The sequence below is a fragment of the Sporosarcina pasteurii genome (genome assembly GCF_041295575.1).
Taxonomy (GTDB): Bacteria; Bacillota; Bacilli; order Bacillales_A; family Planococcaceae; genus Sporosarcina; species Sporosarcina pasteurii.
Genome location: NZ_CP160452.1, coordinates 644,930 through 663,261, shown reverse-complemented (window position 1 = coordinate 663,261; position 18,332 = coordinate 644,930). Strand labels below are relative to the sequence as shown.

18 protein-coding genes are annotated in these 18,332 nt (G+C 38.8%); 10 read left to right on the top strand and 8 right to left on the bottom strand.

Annotated features, from left to right (window positions below; translation table 11 throughout):
• The first annotated feature begins 1 nt into the window (after position 1).
• The 3 genes from AB1H92_RS03065 to AB1H92_RS03055 are packed head-to-tail and all read left to right on the top strand — an operon-like array spanning position 2 to position 1,839.
• Positions 2-274 carry a (2Fe-2S)-binding protein gene (locus tag AB1H92_RS03065; RefSeq protein WP_115360115.1) on the top strand — a complete coding sequence of 91 codons (273 nt, stop codon included), beginning with the start codon at positions 2-4 and terminating at the stop codon, positions 272-274.
• Positions 264-665 carry a (2Fe-2S)-binding protein gene (locus tag AB1H92_RS03060; protein WP_115360114.1) on the top strand — a complete coding sequence of 134 codons (402 nt, stop codon included), beginning with the start codon at positions 264-266 and terminating at the stop codon, positions 663-665. The genes AB1H92_RS03065 and AB1H92_RS03060 overlap by 11 nt, the downstream gene beginning before the upstream one ends.
• Complete coding sequence (locus AB1H92_RS03055; RefSeq protein WP_115360113.1) at positions 658-1,839, top strand: NAD(P)/FAD-dependent oxidoreductase; 1,182 nt, start codon at positions 658-660, stop codon at positions 1,837-1,839. Before AB1H92_RS03060 ends, AB1H92_RS03055 begins: the two co-directional genes overlap by 8 nt.
• 542 nt (positions 1,840-2,381) lie before the next feature.
• Here the strand turns inward: AB1H92_RS03055 and AB1H92_RS03050 are convergent.
• Complete coding sequence (locus AB1H92_RS03050; RefSeq protein ID WP_256594321.1) at positions 2,382-3,239, bottom strand: nuclease-related domain-containing protein; 858 nt, start codon at positions 3,237-3,239, stop codon at positions 2,382-2,384.
• 620 nt (positions 3,240-3,859) lie between these two features.
• Entirely contained in the window at positions 3,860-4,573 is a 714-nt protein-coding gene (locus AB1H92_RS03045) for a DUF421 domain-containing protein (protein ID WP_115360111.1), read from the bottom strand.
• Between the two features lie 316 nt (positions 4,574-4,889).
• Between AB1H92_RS03045 and AB1H92_RS03040 the strand changes: the two genes are divergently transcribed.
• Both AB1H92_RS03040 and AB1H92_RS03035 read left to right on the top strand, forming a co-directional pair.
• Positions 4,890-5,252, top strand: a complete 363-nt coding sequence (locus AB1H92_RS03040; RefSeq protein WP_134268506.1) for an NUMOD3 domain-containing DNA-binding protein — start codon at positions 4,890-4,892, stop codon at positions 5,250-5,252.
• A gap of 198 nt (positions 5,253-5,450) precedes the next feature.
• On the top strand, positions 5,451-6,275 hold the full coding sequence (locus tag AB1H92_RS03035) for an aldo/keto reductase (protein ID WP_115360109.1): 825 nt from the start codon (positions 5,451-5,453) through the stop codon (positions 6,273-6,275).
• A gap of 94 nt (positions 6,276-6,369) precedes the next feature.
• Here AB1H92_RS03035 and AB1H92_RS03030 read toward each other — a convergent pair whose 3' ends face one another.
• Positions 6,370-7,170, bottom strand: a complete 801-nt coding sequence (locus AB1H92_RS03030; RefSeq protein ID WP_115360108.1) for a DUF4097 family beta strand repeat-containing protein — start codon at positions 7,168-7,170, stop codon at positions 6,370-6,372.
• Between the two features lie 186 nt (positions 7,171-7,356).
• Here AB1H92_RS03030 and AB1H92_RS03025 point away from each other — a divergent pair, with 186 nt between their 5' ends.
• Positions 7,357-7,575 (top strand): hypothetical protein, encoded by a 219-nt coding sequence (locus tag AB1H92_RS03025; protein WP_115360107.1) that lies wholly within the window; start codon positions 7,357-7,359, stop codon positions 7,573-7,575.
• 100 nt (positions 7,576-7,675) lie between these two features.
• Here the strand turns inward: AB1H92_RS03025 and argH are convergent, their stop codons facing one another.
• Positions 7,676-9,187 carry an argininosuccinate lyase gene (gene argH, locus AB1H92_RS03020; protein ID WP_115360106.1) on the bottom strand — a complete coding sequence of 504 codons (1,512 nt, stop codon included), beginning with the start codon at positions 9,185-9,187 and terminating at the stop codon, positions 7,676-7,678.
• 277 nt (positions 9,188-9,464) lie between these two features.
• Between argH and AB1H92_RS03015 the strand changes: the two genes are divergently transcribed.
• The 3 genes from AB1H92_RS03015 to AB1H92_RS03005 all read left to right on the top strand — a co-directional run bounded on the left by AB1H92_RS03015 (position 9,465) and on the right by AB1H92_RS03005 (position 11,785).
• Positions 9,465-9,623 carry a hypothetical protein gene (locus tag AB1H92_RS03015; RefSeq protein ID WP_166739452.1) on the top strand — a complete coding sequence of 53 codons (159 nt, stop codon included), beginning with the start codon at positions 9,465-9,467 and terminating at the stop codon, positions 9,621-9,623.
• Between the two features lie 155 nt (positions 9,624-9,778).
• Positions 9,779-9,976, top strand: coding sequence for a small, acid-soluble spore protein tlp (locus AB1H92_RS03010; RefSeq protein ID WP_115360105.1), 198 nt, complete (start codon positions 9,779-9,781; stop codon positions 9,974-9,976).
• 837 nt (positions 9,977-10,813) lie between these two features.
• On the top strand, positions 10,814-11,785 hold the full coding sequence (locus AB1H92_RS03005; protein WP_115360104.1) for a S8 family peptidase: 972 nt from the start codon (positions 10,814-10,816) through the stop codon (positions 11,783-11,785).
• A 66-nt stretch (positions 11,786-11,851) separates the two neighbouring features.
• Here AB1H92_RS03005 and AB1H92_RS03000 read toward each other — a convergent pair whose 3' ends face one another.
• Complete coding sequence (locus AB1H92_RS03000; RefSeq protein ID WP_115360103.1) at positions 11,852-13,195, bottom strand: cyclic 2,3-diphosphoglycerate synthase; 1,344 nt, start codon at positions 13,193-13,195, stop codon at positions 11,852-11,854.
• Between the two features lie 187 nt (positions 13,196-13,382).
• Between AB1H92_RS03000 and AB1H92_RS02995 the strand changes: the two genes are divergently transcribed.
• Positions 13,383-14,174: an SDR family oxidoreductase gene (locus AB1H92_RS02995; protein ID WP_115360102.1), complete on the top strand. Its 792-nt coding sequence runs from the start codon at positions 13,383-13,385 to the stop codon at positions 14,172-14,174.
• A gap of 130 nt (positions 14,175-14,304) precedes the next feature.
• Here the strand turns inward: AB1H92_RS02995 and AB1H92_RS02990 are convergent, their stop codons facing one another.
• From AB1H92_RS02990 to AB1H92_RS02980, 3 genes are all read right to left on the bottom strand, one after another.
• Positions 14,305-14,766, bottom strand: a complete 462-nt coding sequence (locus AB1H92_RS02990; RefSeq protein WP_115360101.1) for a hypothetical protein — start codon at positions 14,764-14,766, stop codon at positions 14,305-14,307.
• Positions 14,767-15,121: 355 nt separating this feature from the next.
• On the bottom strand, positions 15,122-16,306 hold the full coding sequence (locus AB1H92_RS02985; RefSeq protein ID WP_115360100.1) for a M20 family metallopeptidase: 1,185 nt from the start codon (positions 16,304-16,306) through the stop codon (positions 15,122-15,124).
• Positions 16,307-16,821: 515 nt separating this feature from the next.
• The gene (locus AB1H92_RS02980; RefSeq protein WP_115360099.1) at positions 16,822-18,033 is read right to left on the bottom strand and encodes a NupC/NupG family nucleoside CNT transporter; all 1,212 of its coding nucleotides are present in this window, start codon (positions 18,031-18,033) and stop codon (positions 16,822-16,824) included.
• Positions 18,034-18,332: the final 299 nt, after the last annotated feature.

Genomic DNA, 18,332 nt, shown 5'->3' with positions numbered 1-18,332 from the left:
CGTGGATAAAACAATTATTTGTAGATGTGAGGAAGTTTCATTAGAAGACATCGAAAATACCGCCAACACATATAACTGCTCAGCTCGTGAAGTTAAATTACGTACGAGAGCAGGAATGGGCTATTGCGGTGGACGCACGTGCCGACCAGCAGTCGATGCTGTCTTAGAACATGTTACAGGAGAAAAAGCAGGACATGCGATACCGTTAAAAGTGCAACCTCCCGTCCGTCCTGTTACATTATCTGTTTTAGGAGGTAATCTAAATGACGACTAATCGTATTATGAATCATCCAGTTTTAGGTAAGTTAGAAAATAGAAAAACTGTCACTTTTACTTTTGACGGCCAAACATTTGAAGGCTTTGAAGGAGATACGATTGCTTCTGCCCTTCTTGCAAACGGGATTCGACAATTACGTGTGCATGAAGAAACAGGTGCGCCGCGTGCAATTTATTGTAACATCGGGCATTGCTTTGAATGTCGGGTAACAGTAAACGAAACAGACACTGTTCGTGCATGCATGACCCCAATTCAAAATGATTTGAAAGTTGAAAGCGGTAAAATGCAACCTGCACCTTTCAATACGTCTCCAGAAAATTGGCCACGTACATATGCAGAATATGAAGAAAGAAATAAAGCGAATAAGGACGGTGATTCGAATGTTTGATGTCGTAATCATCGGCGCTGGGCCAGCTGGTTTATCAGCCGCAATTGCTTGTCGGGAATCGAATTTAGATGTACTCGTTATTGATGAATTTACGCAACCTGGCGGAAGACTACTCGGCCAACTTCACCAAGAACCAACAGGTGAATGGTGGAACGGGATTAAAGAAACACAAATTTTACTCGATAAAGCAAACGCTCTCAATACAAATATTAAATGTGGCATTTCCTGTCACCATATTGAGAAAATTGATGAAGGTTATATTGTCCATACAAACGACGGCCTTCTAAAGACAAAAAAATTACTGATTGCATCAGGCGCTGCCGAAACTGCTGTTCCAATTCCTGGTTGGACACTTCCAGGCGTTATGTCGATTGGGGCTGCACAAGTGATGACAAACGTTCATCGCGTAGAAGTCGGAAAGAAAGGCATTGTGGTCGGTGTAAACGTTCTATCTGCAGCCATCGCACGTGAACTTCAAATTGCAGGTATCGATCTACATAGTATGGCATTACCAGTCAGTAATCCGGTGACGAAAGACCATGCACATCCAGGGAAAGTAATGGATGGCTTAGTTCGCATCGCACATTTAGCGCCTTCTGCATTTTTACGTTTCGGAAGTAAATTTGCACAGAACGCTAAAGTACGTGAACTAGCTGTTAAGTTTTATCCAAAAGGCGGCGTCAAAATGTGGGGCATGCCAATCCATATCCGCAAAGCGATTTCGCAAATTAACGGAACGGATAAAGTAGAATCCGTGACTATGGTTGACGTCACCCCTGAAGGCAAAATCATCCCAGGCACAGAAGAAATCATTAAAGTCGATTTCGTTTGTATCGCCGGCGGATTGTATCCATTAAGTGAACTAGCATCTGTTGTAGGTTGTCCATTCCGTTACATTGAAGAACTTGGTGGACATGTTCCGGTTCACAATGAACAAATGGAAACGCCATTAGATGGCTTATATGTTGCTGGAAATATTACGGGTATCGAAAGTGCAAAAGTAGCCCGTGCACAAGGAACTGTTGCCGGCTACGCAATTGCCGAGCAACAAGACAAAGTTGAAAAAGCGAAGGAAGAAGTAAAAGCAATTCGTGAAGCCGCTTCTATCCAATTCCACCCGCAAATTAAAGCAGGGCGCGCTAAGATCCATAGAGCATTTCAGGAGTATGCATAAGTTAGAAATCTAGAAGAGAAAGTGCTTTTACTTTCTCTTCTTTTATTTTGCTTTCTTGAACGTTGCTTACTTTTATGAAAACGTTGCGTTCTTTCGTAGATGCGTTGTATCCTTTTATCGAAACGTTGAGTACTTTCGTCAGCGTTGCTTACTTTTATCGAAACGTTGCGTACTTTTGGAGATGCGTTGTATCCTTTTATCGATACGTTGAGTACTTTCGTCAGCGTGGCATACTTTTATCAAAACGTTGCGTTCTTTTGGAGATGCGTTGTATCCTTTTATCGATACGTTGAGTACTTTCGTCAGCGTTGCATACTCTTATCAAAACGTTGCTTACTTTCGTAGATGCGTTGTATCCTTTTATCGAAACGTTGAGTACTTTCGTCAGCGTTGCTTACTTTTATCGAAACGTTGCGTTCTTTCGTCAGCGTTGCTTACTTTTATCGAAACGTTGCGTACTTTGCTCTTAGATGTAAAATAAAGTCATCTCCTATAATTTTGAATGACAATAGCCGCCCAATAAAATGGTCGGCTATCTTGTGTTACTTCCTATATAGTTGTTCTTTATCAGCATAAAAATAATAAGTTTTCGGCGGTTTTCCTTTCCTACTTAATTTTGAATGACGCAGAATAATGCTTGCTGCATATTTGGAATTTAAATTTAGAAATGCTCGACATTCAGCATTAGAAATCGTTGGCTTTATTAGTAAAAACCAATCTTCTAATGCTTTATAAAGTTCTTGAGTAGCATATTTCCCGCAATTGAGACAACGCCATTTTTGTCCTCTTTTCCTATTCATTAATCCATTACAATCTGAACATAATACCCCACTTTTCAATTCGGAAGGCTGAAAGTTAAACCTTTCGCAAGCTAACCGGTAATTTTCTTGTGAACTGTCCTCTATCTTTTGGGCAACTCTAGTAATCTCTTCGCACGATAAAATCGTTGGGATTTTTGGTAACCCTGATATATACCGCGGCAGCTGTTTTCGATATTTGACAGGTACAGTTTTTGGGATTTCACTGATAATTGTTTGTTGATTTGCCATCACAAGGATACTTTCTATTGGAATGGTAATATTCCGTTTGTCGAACCATCGACTCAGTGCTGCCTCTGTTCTAATAAGTTGATGAATGGCACAATCAAAATAATCCTTCTTGCCTGTCGGTGAAACTCTAATTGTCTTGCCTAATTCTTCATCAAAATAAACAGTACCATAATAATTTTTTACTTCTAATAGGATAATACGAGAAGGGGAAAGGATAAGTGTGTCAATTTCAAACAAGTAATGGGGATTTACCTGTAACTTAATATTTTTCAAGATTTTTGTGTTTGGGGGAAAAATAATTTCATGCATAACACGATCGACATTAAGTTCTCCTGAATAACCGGCTTCAATTCGATTCTTTCTGTCTAAAATTTCATCGTAACGCTGATGCTGGGTGGGTAGTCTAGTTAATAGACGATTGATTATTTTTAATTCAAATGGTGGTTGACGTGGTGGGCTTATTTGAACCCCTCCTATTCTGATTATTTAGTTTAAATGTTAACGCTTTTCATCATAAAACGCAAGCACTAATTAGTTACTTTTCAAAATTGCTCGATATTTCAACTGCGTGAATATCAATAACTTCTTATTGATAAGCCTTATTTTTCTTGCAATGGCGTTGCATACTTTTCTTGAAACGTTGAATACTTTAGCACCAACGTTGTATTCTTTTACAGATTCGTTGCTTACTTTCGCAAACGTTGCATACTTTTCTTGAAACGTTGAGTTCTTTGGCACCAGCGTTGTATTCTTTTACAGATTCGTTGCTTACTTCACCGACGTTGCATACTTTTCATGAAACGTTGAGTACTTTGGCATGAATGTTGTATTCTTTTACCTTTTCGTTGCGTACTCCCGAATTATACTGTTCATCAACGAGTAATGAAATTTCGAGAAATATTACACTGATAGAAATCTAAAAACTGTTCAATTCACATATTAATCGAATTGAACAGTTTTTAATAACTCATTTAATAATCATCTCGCTCATCAATAAATAATGAACCATCCGTTTGAATTTGTGCGTAAAAAACATCTTCAACATTCAATATGTTCTTCTTTCGCAATTTCTTCATGACCCACTCCTCTGTTAAGTTTAGTTCCTCCAGATTCTGATGAAGCAACTTTCCATCGGATATAATATCTGTCGGAAAATACTTCGGTTGCGTTGTTGCAGCTTTTACATCTTGTCTTGTCGCTTCAAGTTGTTCGGATTTTTTTAGCACACTAAGTTCTCCATTATTTTCTAAAATCGCCCAATCCACATCTTGAATCGAAAAAATACTTTGCTCCCGTAACAACATCATCACATCATCCATATGCAACCGCAATGACTTTAAAGAACGCTCCAATATCTTTCCTTCTCGAATAATCACTGTCGGTTCATCATCAAGAATTTTTCGAGCCTTTTTCCATTTTAATAGGATAAAACTCACTAAGATTGTTAAAACAAACCACCAGAAGAGTGCGATATAGCCGTTTATAAAATGTGTCTTCTCCTGCACACTAATCTCTCCAGCAATCGATCCAATCGTAATTCCGTTAATATAATGAAAATAAGAGAGCTGACTTAACTGCTTTTTCCCCATAATTCGTGTGAGTATAAGCAATGTAATAAAAGTAACGACAGCTCTGAACGTCATTTCCCAAAAAGCAATTTCTGAAATAGCTTTTGTAACATCCATCTACAATCGTCCCTTCTGATTTATCCATCTCAATATAGCTTGGTATAAACGGGAATGAATTATTCAAGAATGCTGGCGGAATGACAAAACCACTATATTTCAAGTTTCCGTTTAACACTAGGTGGAATTCCCACCTCCTTTTAGCATAATATGTAAATAATATCTCCTCACTTATTAAGAATGTAGGATTGTAGCCGATATATAAAATAGAAAACAGCAAATATGATTATAAATAAGAATTTTGCTCATAAATTAGTTGTCCTTGGAAAGAAAATTTCGATTACACCAGATCACTTCGATTTTGTATAGAGGAGGATTGCTAATTTTCGTGGATAAATTAACGAAAAACCAAAAGATTAGCCAAGCTATGAAAGGAAGGACCCTTTCAACAGAACACAAACAAAACATATCCAAAGCGAGAAAAGGTCAAGTTCATTCTGACAAGACGAAAGAAAAGATAAAGAATACATTATTGGGCGAAAATAGAAAAGATAAAAGCACGCATCGACTTGTCCCTAAATCGACAATGAGTCGTTCGCACTTAACCGCGGAAGACGTTAAAGAAATTCGGGATCGATATAGCAATGAAAAAGGCGCTTCTATTCGCCTATTAGCAAAAGATTATTCGGTTAGTAGACATACGATTCACAGCATTATAAACTACAAAATATGGAAATAATTTCTGTGCAGTTTGCAAGCGATTTACCGACTTGCAAACTTTTTTATAATTAATAATGCGTGTCCAACTGAAATCTTTAAAAACTGATTCTCACAAAATATTTCCCGAGAAATAAAAAATAGGTATATCTCTTAAAATTCTATTTTTTTCGACCCTATGATAGACTAAATGGAGATGACGAAAGAAAGGATGGAGTCAATGTATACGAAAACACTTAATAACGGAATTTCGATTCCGCAACTTGGATTCGGCGTTTGGAAAGTCCCAGACGAAGAGGCTGTAGGTACAGTCGACGAAGCAATCCAAGCCGGATACAGACTAATTGACACGGCTAAAATTTACGGTAATGAAGTAGGCGTTGGTAAAGCGATTGCAAATAGTTCCATTCCACGCGAAGATTTATTCATTACAACGAAACTTTGGAATGCCGACCAAGGTTATGAATCGACTTTAAAAGCGTTTGATGAAAGTTTGGAGAAACTTGGGTTAGATTATGTCGATTTATATTTAATTCATTGGCCAACACCGATGTATGACACATACGTAGAATCCTACAAAGCAATGGAAAAGATTTACAAAGAAGGCCGTGCAAAGGCAATTGGCGTGTGTAACTTCGATATTGAACATTTACAACGGATTATCGATGAATGTGAAATTATTCCAGCGATTAATCAAGTCGAATGCCATCCTTATTTACAGCAAACAGCACTAAAGGCTTTTTGCGAACAACACGGAATCCTGGTAGAAGCATATAGCCCTCTTATGAATGGCAAAAACGTCTTAGAGAATGCGACGATCCAAGAAATTGCAAAACAACACGGTAAAACACCAGCACAAATTATTTTACGCTGGCACTTGCAAAAGGATACAGTCGTCATACCGAAAACAATTACACCATCCCGAATGGTTGAAAACCTTGACGTATTCAATTTCGAATTAAGTGCGGCCGATATGGATGAAATCGCTACACTGGACCGTAATGAAAGAATCAATGCGGTACCAAGCGAAATGAATAGAAGATAGCGCTGATTTCCTTCCAAACTATGTTTGGGAGGATTTTTATTTTAACCATAAGCAACCCTCCAACAAAAGAAAAAAGTGACTACCCACACGGCAATCACTTCTCCACTACAATCCTTCCATTATCCGTTTGTAGTTTCATCAAATTTTTTCCTTCCCCGAAAGTAGCGGTTCTTTCTTTTGCACCGAAAATAGTGACAATGCCGTTATCGGTGTCCGCCTTAATTCTAGCATTCGCCGGTTCTTCACCTAATTTCACATAAATTGCACCATTATCTGTGCGTATGTCGACATCATGGGTCAACGTATCGGCTTCATAAGTAATTCGTCCATTATCTGTTCGGGCAACGACATTCGCACTGACGTCACGAATGGAAATTTGCCCGTTGTCAGTTTGAAGTTTCACAACGTCCCCCTCACTATTTCCCAGTTTTACGAAACCGTTATCCGTCTCCAACTCAATCAATTTCGCCTGTAAATGACTCGCTTCTATTAACCCATTATCCGTTACAACCTTAATCTCCTCATAGGTTCTTTCAGGCACATGTACTGTTAAAACCAACCCTTTCATGGAAAAACTCAAGACATTGAACCACTTTTCTTTCAATTGAATGGACAATGTGTCCCCTTTAACACTCGCTTTAAAATGAACACCGAACTTTTTCTTACCTCCATAAGTAATTGTTGTTTCTTCAGCTTTCGTTGGGATTAACTCTACTTTTGCATTCGTTGTCAATAAATCGATTTTTTCATAGGGTTGATTAATTATTATTTCATCTTCAATGTTTACCGATTGATTAAACGAAAAACCATTTACTTGATTTATAACATGGCGGGTTCCCAAAAACAGTAAAACCAATAGACCGATTATACCAATGACTACTACTTTATTGCGCATCTTCTAACGCCCCTCTCTCTTGTCTTTAGTATACGATACATGCTCTCCTTTCATCATAGGCGCGAGAATGAAATTGCCGTACAACTTTAGACTGAGTTCCGTAGCTGCACGGATTCTGTCAGTGATAATTGCCTTGACACTACCTGAAGGAGAAGGACATACAGTATAAAGAAGGAGGTGTATAGGATGAGCAAAATATATAGCAGCAGTGTTTCTCTTTATTTAGCTGGAATTTTGGCCGCAATTGTTCTACTGGGATTAATTTACTTTGTCCCTGGTTTAATTGCTGGAGTATCGACACTTCTATTAGTGGGAATTGTCGCGCTTGTTATTGTGATTGTTTTATTCGCAGTAGCAATTATTTTAAGAGGGCTTTCCCGCTTACTAGCCTCACTACGGCTTTAAGTACTCCAAACCCACTCCTCTCTTTTAACAAACAACTGTCAGGGATAGTCTCCCTGACAGTTGTTAATTTTTATTAGTTTTGCGGCTTGCTTCACTAAATTCATTCCACCCAATTTTCACAATAACTCTCTAAATAACCTTCTTGCTTCTCAATCTTCTTTTTCTTGCGCTGTATCCACTGCCTGGTCTTCGTAAATCGTACTTCAAAATCATTTAGGGAAGATTTCATCGTTCCCGGGGCAGGGCCTCCCTTAATTTTCCTCACTTGAATAAAATTTCGCGGACATATAGCCTGTTCAAATTGCTTTTGGCTCAATTCAAGAGGACGTTTCATGAATCGCATAAATTCTTCTTGAAGGATTTCGTATGTGAAGTTGGAAAGCTTTTGATTCGGAGATATTTTTTGAATGCATAGGCTTACAAGATGATGGGCTTGCCGGAAAGATAGTTTCTCCACCCGAACTAACGTATCCGCTAATTCTGTTACATTCGCAAAACTTTCTTTTGCACGTTTTTCTAGCACTGCTTGATTCACCTTCATTGTAGTAAATACGGCCGTTAACAATTCATAAATATCGGTCAGTTTATCAATCGATCGCCACAGATAAGGTTGTAAATCATCTTCTGTATCATTGACATCACCAAAAGGCGTATTATGAATCATTGTCAACACGGTATTCGTATCGCCTACAATTGCTGACAATAAAGCACGACTATGTTCGAGTGCAACCGGATTTCTCTTTTGCGGCATAATCGAACTCACTTGTACATAAGGGTCTGCGATTTCAATGGCATCGTATTCCTGTGTACCCCAAGTAAGAAAATCTTGAATGGACCGCCCTAAATTTAAACTGGCAACTTGGATTGCCGTTGCAACTTCCATTAAATAATCAGCGCCCGCCACACTATCCCACGCATTTTCAATGACATCGTCAAATGCTAATAATTCACACATTCTGTTTCGATTAATTGAAAAACCTGAAGTCGTCAACGCAGCCGCTCCCATACTACTTCGATTAACCGTCTCAAAAGCAGCGCGTAGCCTTTTAGTATCTCGCTCCAATTTATCCATTAATCCTTTTATATAATGTGCAAATGTTGTCGGTTGCGCTTGTTGGGTATGTGTATACCCAATCATGATCGTGTCTAGATGTTCATTTGCCAAAAGGTGTAAGGCACTTTGGAATGTTAAAAGTCGCTCCATCATCGTCAGTAATTTTTTCCGAATCGTCATCCGATAAATTGCAATCCCCATATCATTTCGGCTTCTCGCAATATGTAAATTCCCCCCAATATCCCCCGCCTTTTTAATTAATTCATTCTCTATCCTAAAAAACAAATCCTCATAGTAATCGTCATACGTGCTTGTTTTATAAAATTCTTTATCGATTTCAGCAATCGCTTTTCCGATTTTTTGCGCTTCTAATTGCGTCACCAAACCTTGCTCTTCTAACATCATCAAGTGCGCAATATTGATTTGCATCATATAATCGACAAAGTTCTCTTTCGCGCCGTCGTAAGCCGGTTCGAGAATAACTTTTTTATACGTAAAAGAAGGGAATTTTGTCCCTTCTTGCATGTCAACCAATTTTCTGAAGTGAGACATCGTCATGTTGTATGCTCCTTTTTCAGCATGATGAATTTCTTAATTGTTTCATTTAAATAGCTTATGCAAGCTAAATCTAGCAAGTGAATGAATCAGCAACTAGCACATAGTTTGAAAAATAATTTGTCAGAAAAGTAGGTTTATATTTTCCGAGGCGGGGAACATAAAAAAACACGTGCGAAATGACAAGAATGAAGGAGGATTTTGGTACCGCAAATAAAGCGCCTGACAATGAAAAAAACGATATTTAACCATACAATTTTTATTCAAGGAGGAGATAAGCGTGGCAGTTGATAAACGAAGTAAAAAGTATCATGCAAGAATGAGCGTACAGGAAGCAGGACGTTTAGGTGGAGAAGCTGTAATGGAAAAGTATGATCATGAAGAAATTGGTCGTAAAAGTGGAAAGGTCGACGCAAAACAAAGGAAATACAAAGGATAAAATACAGATTGAAAAGTTGTTTAGTGGGTTCTTCCTTTTATAACAGATTTTGTAATTGGTTCGATACACGGTGAATTTTTCTTTAATTGAACGTTCAGTTGATATTTTTCATCCATTTGGGAATAATAATTTCAATTCTAAATGGAGGTAAAAATATGCCAAAAAATTTTCCAAGACCTAATGACACGGATGCGAATCATGAAGAGCGAGTGGAAAAAACAATTCGTAATATGGAAGCCGCAGAATTTGCAGCTGAGTTTGCTGAAGGTAAAGAACTAAAGGCAATCAAAGCGAAAAATAAACGTCGTGAAAACGCCTTGCGTGGCACACATCCTGAGACAGACAGGAAATAACTTTAAAAAGGCAGTTTGATTGCCATCACTATTTAAGGATGGAGTCAAACTGCTTGTTTTCTCTAACTAAATCAATCAAACAAAGAGCACATACGGATTAAGAAAAGTTCGCTTATAAACGATAATCATAATAAACGTCCATCTACACTCATAGTAGATGGACGTTTTTATATTAATTCATAAAGAATACTAAATTTCTAGGCATTAATTGGATTAATCCGGCATATACCAATTTCTTGTACATATATATTATACAAACACGTTTTATTATATTCCTCATTTTGAAGACTTGTTACTAAAATGGTCGACGGTTTGTAAGGCACTTCTATTTGAAAGGAGGTGAATTCAAATGACAACGTACGAAACGCTTAGCTTGCTTCTGCAACTATCTGGCGGATGGATTGCTGCGACGTCGGTTTTGTTGTCAGTCATCTTTTTCTTATCTAGAAAGAAGTAACTGTCTTCCTTCGGCAAAAGTGTCGACAATTACTTCTTTTCCTAGGGTAAACGTTTTTCATTCACCTAAACGTATTACCGTCGTGTAAGGAACGAGTCAAAAGAGGAATAGGGACTGCTGTAGGACTGAATACTCAATGACAAACGCCCAATCCCTTCTTATTGTATGTTAACTTTTCTAGTATATGAACATTTTTTTAATAGATTTACAAATTTAAAACGCACCATTTATTTACAACGGCGCGGTCCAACCCTAGTTTTCATTTGGGCATCCGCCTAAAATGACTAGTTAACTAGACTTATGCAGAAACCATGACTTTTGGCACCCTTCCTACAGCAGTTTTAACGTGTTTTAACTCTAAACCTAAAGGAGGATGTATTTTGGAAAATTATGTTCACGTGATTCCTCATAAAGTGATTGTCAATGTAGCAGAGGCGAATGAAGTACCCACAGGTGTTGACCTGATACAGGCACCGAAAATTTGGCCGACAACTAAAGGAAAAGGGATTACCGTAGCCATTCTAGACACAGGTTGCGATAATCATCCAGAATTAACAGAACGAATTATCGGGGGGCGAAATTTTACCGATGACGATGGAGGCAATCCAGATATTTTCCTAGATTACAATGGGCACGGCACGCATGTCGCAGGCACAATCGCCGCCCAGGAGAATAAACAAGGGGTCGTCGGTGTCGCCCCCGAAGCAAACTTGCTCATTGTAAAGGTGTTAAATAAAAAAGGGGCCGGACAATATGATTGGATTATTCAAGGGATTCATTATGCAATCGAACAAAAAGTAGATATTATATCCATGTCTTTAGGCGGCCCCCAAGATGTTCCTGAACTACACGAAGCGATTAAAAAGGCAATTGCGCACCATATTCTAGTAGTATGCGCAGCTGGCAACGAAGGTGATGGCGATGAAAATACCGATGAATACGCCTATCCTGGCCATTACAATGAAGTCATTTGCGTAGGCGCAATTAATCACGAACGCAATCCGACTGACTTCACCAATTCGCATAATGAAATCGACTTAGTCGCGCCAGGCGAAGAGATTCTATCAACCCATTTAAACGGAAAATATGCAACATTAAGCGGTACTTCAATGGCCGCCCCCCATGTATCCGGTGCATTAGCGCTAATCAAAAATATAGTGAACGACCTTTTCGAACGCGAACTGACTGAACCTGAACTGTACGCACAACTGATTAAAAGAACCGTTCCTTTAGGCTTCTCACCAAAACTGGAAGGTAGCGGGCTCGTGTATTTAACGGTTCTTGACCATTTGCAAAATATATTTGAAGCGGAAAAGAAATCGCTCGTGTTAAACCCTCGCGTTCCGCTCTAAAGCTAGAAAAACTAAAAAAGGAAGCTGACAATTCTTTCTCGTCAGCTTCCTTCATGTCTTGATAAATTATTTCACCAACATCTTTTCTTTAATAAAGCTTTCTAAAACGCCCTTCAAATTAGGACTACTCACTTCATCCAATTCATAATGCACACGTGTATAAGGTTTATTAATCGAAATGACGCGAGATAAATCCATTGGCGTACCAATAATCACGGCATCGCAGTCGGCATTATTAATCGTTTCTTCAAGATCTTTCAGTTGTTCTTCCCCGTACCCCATCGCTGGAAGGACGTTGCCAATATGGCCGAATTTATTAAACGTATCAACTAAAGATCCTGCCGCAAAAGGACGTGGGTCAATAATTTCCTTTACACCTAGACGTTCAGCAGCAACTGAACCCGCGCCGATTTGCATTTCACCATGCGTTAGCGTCGGACCGTCTTCAACAATTAAGACACGCTTGCCAACAATACTTTCTGGCGCATCCACTGTAATGGTTGACTCAGCTTTAATGATCGTACTCTCAGGACTTGCAAATTTAATATTATTCTCTACAATTTCCACCGCTTCAGCGGATGCACTGTCTACTTTATTAATTATCGCAACATCTGTCGTTCTTAAACAAACTTCCCCTGGATAGTATTTTAATTCATGACCTGGGCGATGCGGATCCAACACAGTGATGGCTAGGTCAGGCTCGTAGAATGAAAAATCATTGTTGCCGCCGTCCCATAAAATCACATCACATCCATCAGGATCATTTTCCGCTGCCTCTAAAATTTCCGCATAATCCACACCGGCGTAAATAATATTTCCGCGCGCTACATGCGGCTCATACTCTTCCATTTCTTCAATCGTACAATTGTGTTCTTTCAAATCCTCAACCGTCGCAAAACGTTGAACACGTTGCGCATTTAAATCTCCATAAGGCATCGGATGTCTCACGGCGACAACTTTTAAATCATGCTCAAGTAGCGTTTCGATAACTTTTCTTGCCGTTTGACTCTTCCCCGTCCCCGTTCGCACGGCACAAACAGAAATGACTGGTTTATTACTTTTTAACATCGTACTTTTTGGTCCAAGCAATGTGAAGTTTGCTCCTGCAGCATTCACAACTGCACTCACACCCATGACCTCGTCATAACTAACATCACTATAAGCAAATACACACTCGTCTACTGCTAGTTTTTGAATTAATGCAGGCAACTCATCTTGTGAATAAATTGGAATCCCCTCTGGATACAATTCCCCCGCTAATTCACTCGGATATTTACGCCCATCTATATCAGGTATTTGAGCTGCCGTAAAAGCAACAACCTCATATTCCTTGTTATTACGATAATATGTATTAAAATTATGGAAATCTCTTCCTGCCGCGCCGATGATAATCACTTTTTTACGATTCATAGCATTCCCTCCCGAAACTGTAACAACTAATTATAATTATAACTGTTTATGCATAATAATACAACCAATTATTTTATAAATATTTCAGTATCTACCAGTTCTTCATGTCACATTAATAGAATATTCCTAAACATCTGGTAAGATAGAGTATACTAGTTTATTAATGTATTGTATAGGAGCGATAGTAATGGATCTTGGATTAACAAATAAAAATGTAATTGTCATGGCATCGAGTAAAGGACTTGGAAGAGCGACGGCTTTAGAATTTGCCAAAGCAGGGGCAAATGTATTCCTGACAAGTCGAAGTGAAGCATCATTGGATGAAACAGCCGATGAGCTCAAACAACTTACGGGAAATGAAAAAATCTACTACCAACCATGTGATATGTCATCCGCTGACGATATTGAAAACCTTTTTCAAGAAGTCAATCAGAAACTAGGTTCAGTTGATATTCTTATTAACAATACAGGTGGCCCTAAAGCGGGTGGGTTTGAAGCAGTCACTGACGAAGACTGGTATGAATCCTTCGAGAAAAACTTGCTTAGTTATATCCGGACAACTCGGGCTGTGATTCCACATATGAAAGAGAAACAATTCGGACGAATTATCAACGTCTCCTCTTCTTCTACCAAAGAAGTGATTGATCACTTAATTCTTTCAAACACATTCCGTTCTGGCATGGTGGGACTTACAAAATCACTTGCCCGTGAATTGGCACCATACAATATACTCGTCAATACTGTAGGACCTGGGCGCATCGAGACAGACCGAATTATTGAACTTGATACGATTACAGCGGATAAAGAAGGGATTTCTATGGAGGAAGTCATCGACAAGAACAATCAACATATTCCGTTAGGCCGCTACGGTAAGCCGGAGGAATTCGCCAAAATAGTCGTGTTTCTTGCATCCAGTGCGAATACTTACCTTACTGGACAATCGCTTGTTGTTGATGGTGGGATGTTGAAGGCGTTGTAATCGTTTGATACACCTGCGAATAGAAAAACGTAAGCCCGTCAAATCAGCATTTGACGGGCTCTTATCGTTGGGTCGTTCTAAATTTATAAAAAATCCACTAACCAAATGTCGATTAGTGGATTACTGTACATTACTCAATAATGATCATATTCACTTTAAGATTCAAATCTTTGCGAACTGCTTCTTTAAATGTTGCTAACCACTTGATTATTAACGGAGAGATAAGTGATTCATTTACATTAAAAGTAAATCCTTCTTCTTTTAATGTAGCAATTAAATCCCCAACGGACACACGCCAAGTAATCTCTTTAAACCTTTCATTCATCCAAGAAAGTATTGTCCTTTTCCACTCGGAGGCAGGTCCATTAATATATTCTTCATTTTGAATGAAAACAGTCAACATTTTTTCTTCAAATTTTCCGTATTCTTCAAACGAAATCATTGAATCCAATGGTTTAATCGATTTACCTGTTTTAGAATCAAGTCCATATTTCTCGATTTGATCCTCTATTTTTATGAAGAATGAATTCATGTGCACTTCTTCATTTTTAATGTATCCAGAAGTTTTATTTTCGCATTCTGCCATTTTCATTTTCCTGTCAGCCCCCAGTTCCAATTAATCACATCAGCAACAATTAGCCACTCTATTTTGACTCCTATACTAGGATATATCTATCTTTTTTTATTTTAATAGCATTTCACCTATTCAGTAGTTCATTATACCAATCCTTGTCAATTCAATCAACAGCAAAGTTTGTTACGATAAGAGATAATACTCACAAACAACTCCACTCAACTAAGCACCACTATAATTACATAAGCCAAAAGAACTACTTCAATCTCGACAGGACTTCTATTTCCCCATCACATACGTTTTGTATAAATATCCCTACAAAAAAAGCCGACAACTTAACAATTGTCGACTTTCTCCACTTCAATATTCATTTTTATTCTCCAACGTATTTCCAAACAACATGTGCAACAGACTTCGCTGCGACGAGCAATGCATCCTCGTCGATATCAAATTTAGGATGATGATTAAAGTAGGCGTTTTCAACACCCTTAGGCTTACAGCCGATATAATAGAAGGTGCCTGGTACTTTTTCTAAGTAATAAGAAAAATCTTCTGAGCCTGATAACATTGGGTACTCAGCTACTTTCGTAATTGCTGGGTCGTTGGCGTTTTCTAGAATAGACGCGACTTCCGAAGTAATTTCAGGGTCATTATATAACGGCGGATAATCCGGGATGTATGTTAATTCACATGTAACCCCAAATTCCTCTTGTATCCCGTTCGTAATTCGGTGCATTTGTTGATCGATGATTTGTGCTGTTTTGTCGTTCATATAGCGGACATCACCTTCAATTTCAATGCTGTCTTTAATGACATTAAATGTTCCTTTTCCGTCAAATGAACCAATTGTGACAACACCCATCTCAAACGGATTTATCCGTCGACTGACAATCGTTTGCACGGCGGTTACAAAATGCGCACCTGCAACGATTGGGTCATTCGCATTTTGCGGCGAGGAACCATGTCCACCTACCCCTTGAATCACCAACTTAAAATACGCCCTTCCAGACATCGCATAACCACTGCGATAACCGATTTCGCCAGCTGGGTTTGTTGGGAATAAATGTGTGCCAAAAACAGCATCTAAATCGTCTAAAATACCCGATTCTACAATACTTTTTGCACCGCCCGGAGGTGTTTCTTCCGCATGTTGGTGAATAATTTTAATGGTACCTGCAATTGATGATTTAAATTGAATCAAACAATCCGCAAGAATCATCATATAGGCCGTATGCCCGTCATGACCACACGCGTGCATCACGCCTTCGTTTTTCGATTTGTACGGGGCATCCGTTTCTTCTTGAATCGGCAATGCATCGAAATCTGCACGTAAGCCAATGACTTTTCCAGGTTTATCCCCTTTAATTGTGACGATAATTCCGTAACCGTTCCCGACATTCGTTTGAACCTCTACATCTTTCCCTTTATAAAAATCCGCAATATATTGTGCAGTTTTTTCTTCTTTAAAAGAAAGTTCAGGGTATTGATGTAGGTGACGCCGGATTTGAATCATTTCATCTTTTCGACTTTCAAGCATGTCTAATAATTTTTGTTTCATTACGCGTTCCTCCCTCTATGTAAGCATAACCTAGTCGGTCCACTTTATTGATTCATTTAATAAAAACTTAATCTATATCGCTTCTTTGACAGAACCGAGTGTAACGGATAGCTGTTTGCGATCAGGCAGCATCGATAAATCTTCCTTAAGAATGCATCAACATCAGATATGCTTCATCTTAGACTTCATCCCGAATTCCGATTCTTCTTTAATTAAAACCATTTCTAATAATCAAGTCTACTATAAAAAAAGACGCGTCATTTACTTATTGATCCTCGAAGGCTTTGAACACTCTTTATACAAGGATTTCAGCCCTTTTGCGTAGTATGTCCTCACAAATCGGGATGTCCGCTGAATCCGACAGAATGTACGAGCAATCTTGAAGTATGTACGTTCTCTATACAGGGATGTCAGCCCTTTTGCATAGCATGTCCTCCCTATTAGGGATGTCACGAGTTATTCCCTCAAAAAAAAACGAAAGATCAATTGACCTTTCGTTTTAACATGCTATTCAATTAAATAAACATCCCCGCAATCGCCGCACTCAGTAACGATGCAAGCATTCCCCCTGCAACCGCACGAATCCCTAATCGTGCAATATCCGGACGTCTACTTGGCGCCATTTCGCCCAAGCCGCCTAACAGAATGGCGAGTGAACTTAAGTTGGCAAATCCACAAAGCGCAAAACTGACGACAATAACCGTCTTAGGAGAAAGCGCTGGAATTTCAGGCGCAAATGCCGCATACGCAACAAATTCGTTTAAGACGAGTTTTTGGCCAATGAAACTACCTGCAGTCACCGCTTCAGCCCACGGAACACCAATTGCGAAAGCTAGCGGTGAGAATATAACGCCTAAAATGCCTTCAAGTGTGAGGTTTTCAAACCCAAACCATGCACCAATGCCGCCTAGCATGCCGTTGATTAAAGCAATTAATGCAATAAATGCAAGTAACATTGCCCCAACATTTAAAGCGAGCTTCAAACCATCGCCCGCCCCGCGCGCAGCAGCGTCGATAACGTTAACCGAACTACCATCTTTCTCCATATCAAATTCAGTAACAGCCGATTCGTCACGTTCAGGGATCATAATTTTCGCCATAATCAATCCCGCCGGCGCTGCCATAAAACTTGCGGCAAGTAAGTATTCAAGTGGAACACCTAATAAGGCATAGCCTGCAAGAACTGAACCTGCAATTGAAGCAAGACCACCTGTCATCACCGCGAACAATTCAGATCTCGTCATATTTGCTAAAAATGGTCTAATGACTAACGGCGCTTCCGTTTGACCAACGAATATATTGGCAGCTGCAGACATCGACTCAGGACGACTTGTTCCAAGAAGTTTCGACAGTCCTCCGCCAATTAGCTTAATCATCCATTGCATGATTCCGAGATAGTACAATACTGAAATTAATGATGAAAAGAAAATAATAATCGTTAATACTTGAAACGCAAACACAAAACCAAACTCATTCGTATCAGCAGCAGGTCCAAAGACAAACCCAATTCCCTCTCCCGCATAATCAATAACATTTTGCACTTTCCCGGAAAGCCATTCTAGCCCAGCTCTCCCTGTTTTCCACTTCAAAACAATAAATGCAAAAAGGATTTGGATCGCCAATCCAATTGAAATCGTTCTTAAATTAATCGATTTCTTTCCATCCGACAATAAAAAGGCAATACAAAGTACAACAAGTATGCCGAAAATACCCCATAATAAATTCACAAATTCCACCTCTATTTAATTCATTATTTCCATACGGTAAATCATTCTGAAAATGCATAACACTGCGTCATTATCAGCCATATCCCAGTTTGGACATCCGAAATTTTATCAAATTATTTCATCAAAGTAAAAGGACTGAATACTACCAATAATGGATGGAATTAATAATAATGCCAACAATAAAAAGAAGTAAATCCATGATAATGACTAGGATAAACTTCTTTTCCTTTTTAATACTGTCTATAAACATAATTTAAGGAATTAAAATATAGAGGACATGCGATGAATTAACATGACAA

Coding starts and splice junctions, on each gene's coding strand:
- AB1H92_RS03060 (WP_115360114.1), top strand. CDS start 264: ATGACGACTAATCGTATTATGAATCATCCAGTTTTAGGTAAGTTAGAA.
- AB1H92_RS03055 (WP_115360113.1), top strand. CDS start 658: ATGTTTGATGTCGTAATCATCGGCGCTGGGCCAGCTGGTTTATCAGCC.
- AB1H92_RS03045 (WP_115360111.1), bottom strand. CDS start 4,573: ATGGATGTTACAAAAGCTATTTCAGAAATTGCTTTTTGGGAAATGACG.
- AB1H92_RS03035 (WP_115360109.1), top strand. CDS start 5,451: ATGTATACGAAAACACTTAATAACGGAATTTCGATTCCGCAACTTGGA.
- AB1H92_RS03030 (WP_115360108.1), bottom strand. CDS start 7,170: ATGCGCAATAAAGTAGTAGTCATTGGTATAATCGGTCTATTGGTTTTA.
- AB1H92_RS03025 (WP_115360107.1), top strand. CDS start 7,357: ATGAGCAAAATATATAGCAGCAGTGTTTCTCTTTATTTAGCTGGAATT.
- argH (WP_115360106.1), bottom strand. CDS start 9,187: ATGACGATGTCTCACTTCAGAAAATTGGTTGACATGCAAGAAGGGACA.
- AB1H92_RS03010 (WP_115360105.1), top strand. CDS start 9,779: ATGCCAAAAAATTTTCCAAGACCTAATGACACGGATGCGAATCATGAA.
- AB1H92_RS03000 (WP_115360103.1), bottom strand. CDS start 13,195: ATGAATCGTAAAAAAGTGATTATCATCGGCGCGGCAGGAAGAGATTTC.
- AB1H92_RS02995 (WP_115360102.1), top strand. CDS start 13,383: ATGGATCTTGGATTAACAAATAAAAATGTAATTGTCATGGCATCGAGT.
- AB1H92_RS02990 (WP_115360101.1), bottom strand. CDS start 14,766: ATGAAAATGGCAGAATGCGAAAATAAAACTTCTGGATACATTAAAAAT.
- AB1H92_RS02985 (WP_115360100.1), bottom strand. CDS start 16,306: ATGAAACAAAAATTATTAGACATGCTTGAAAGTCGAAAAGATGAAATG.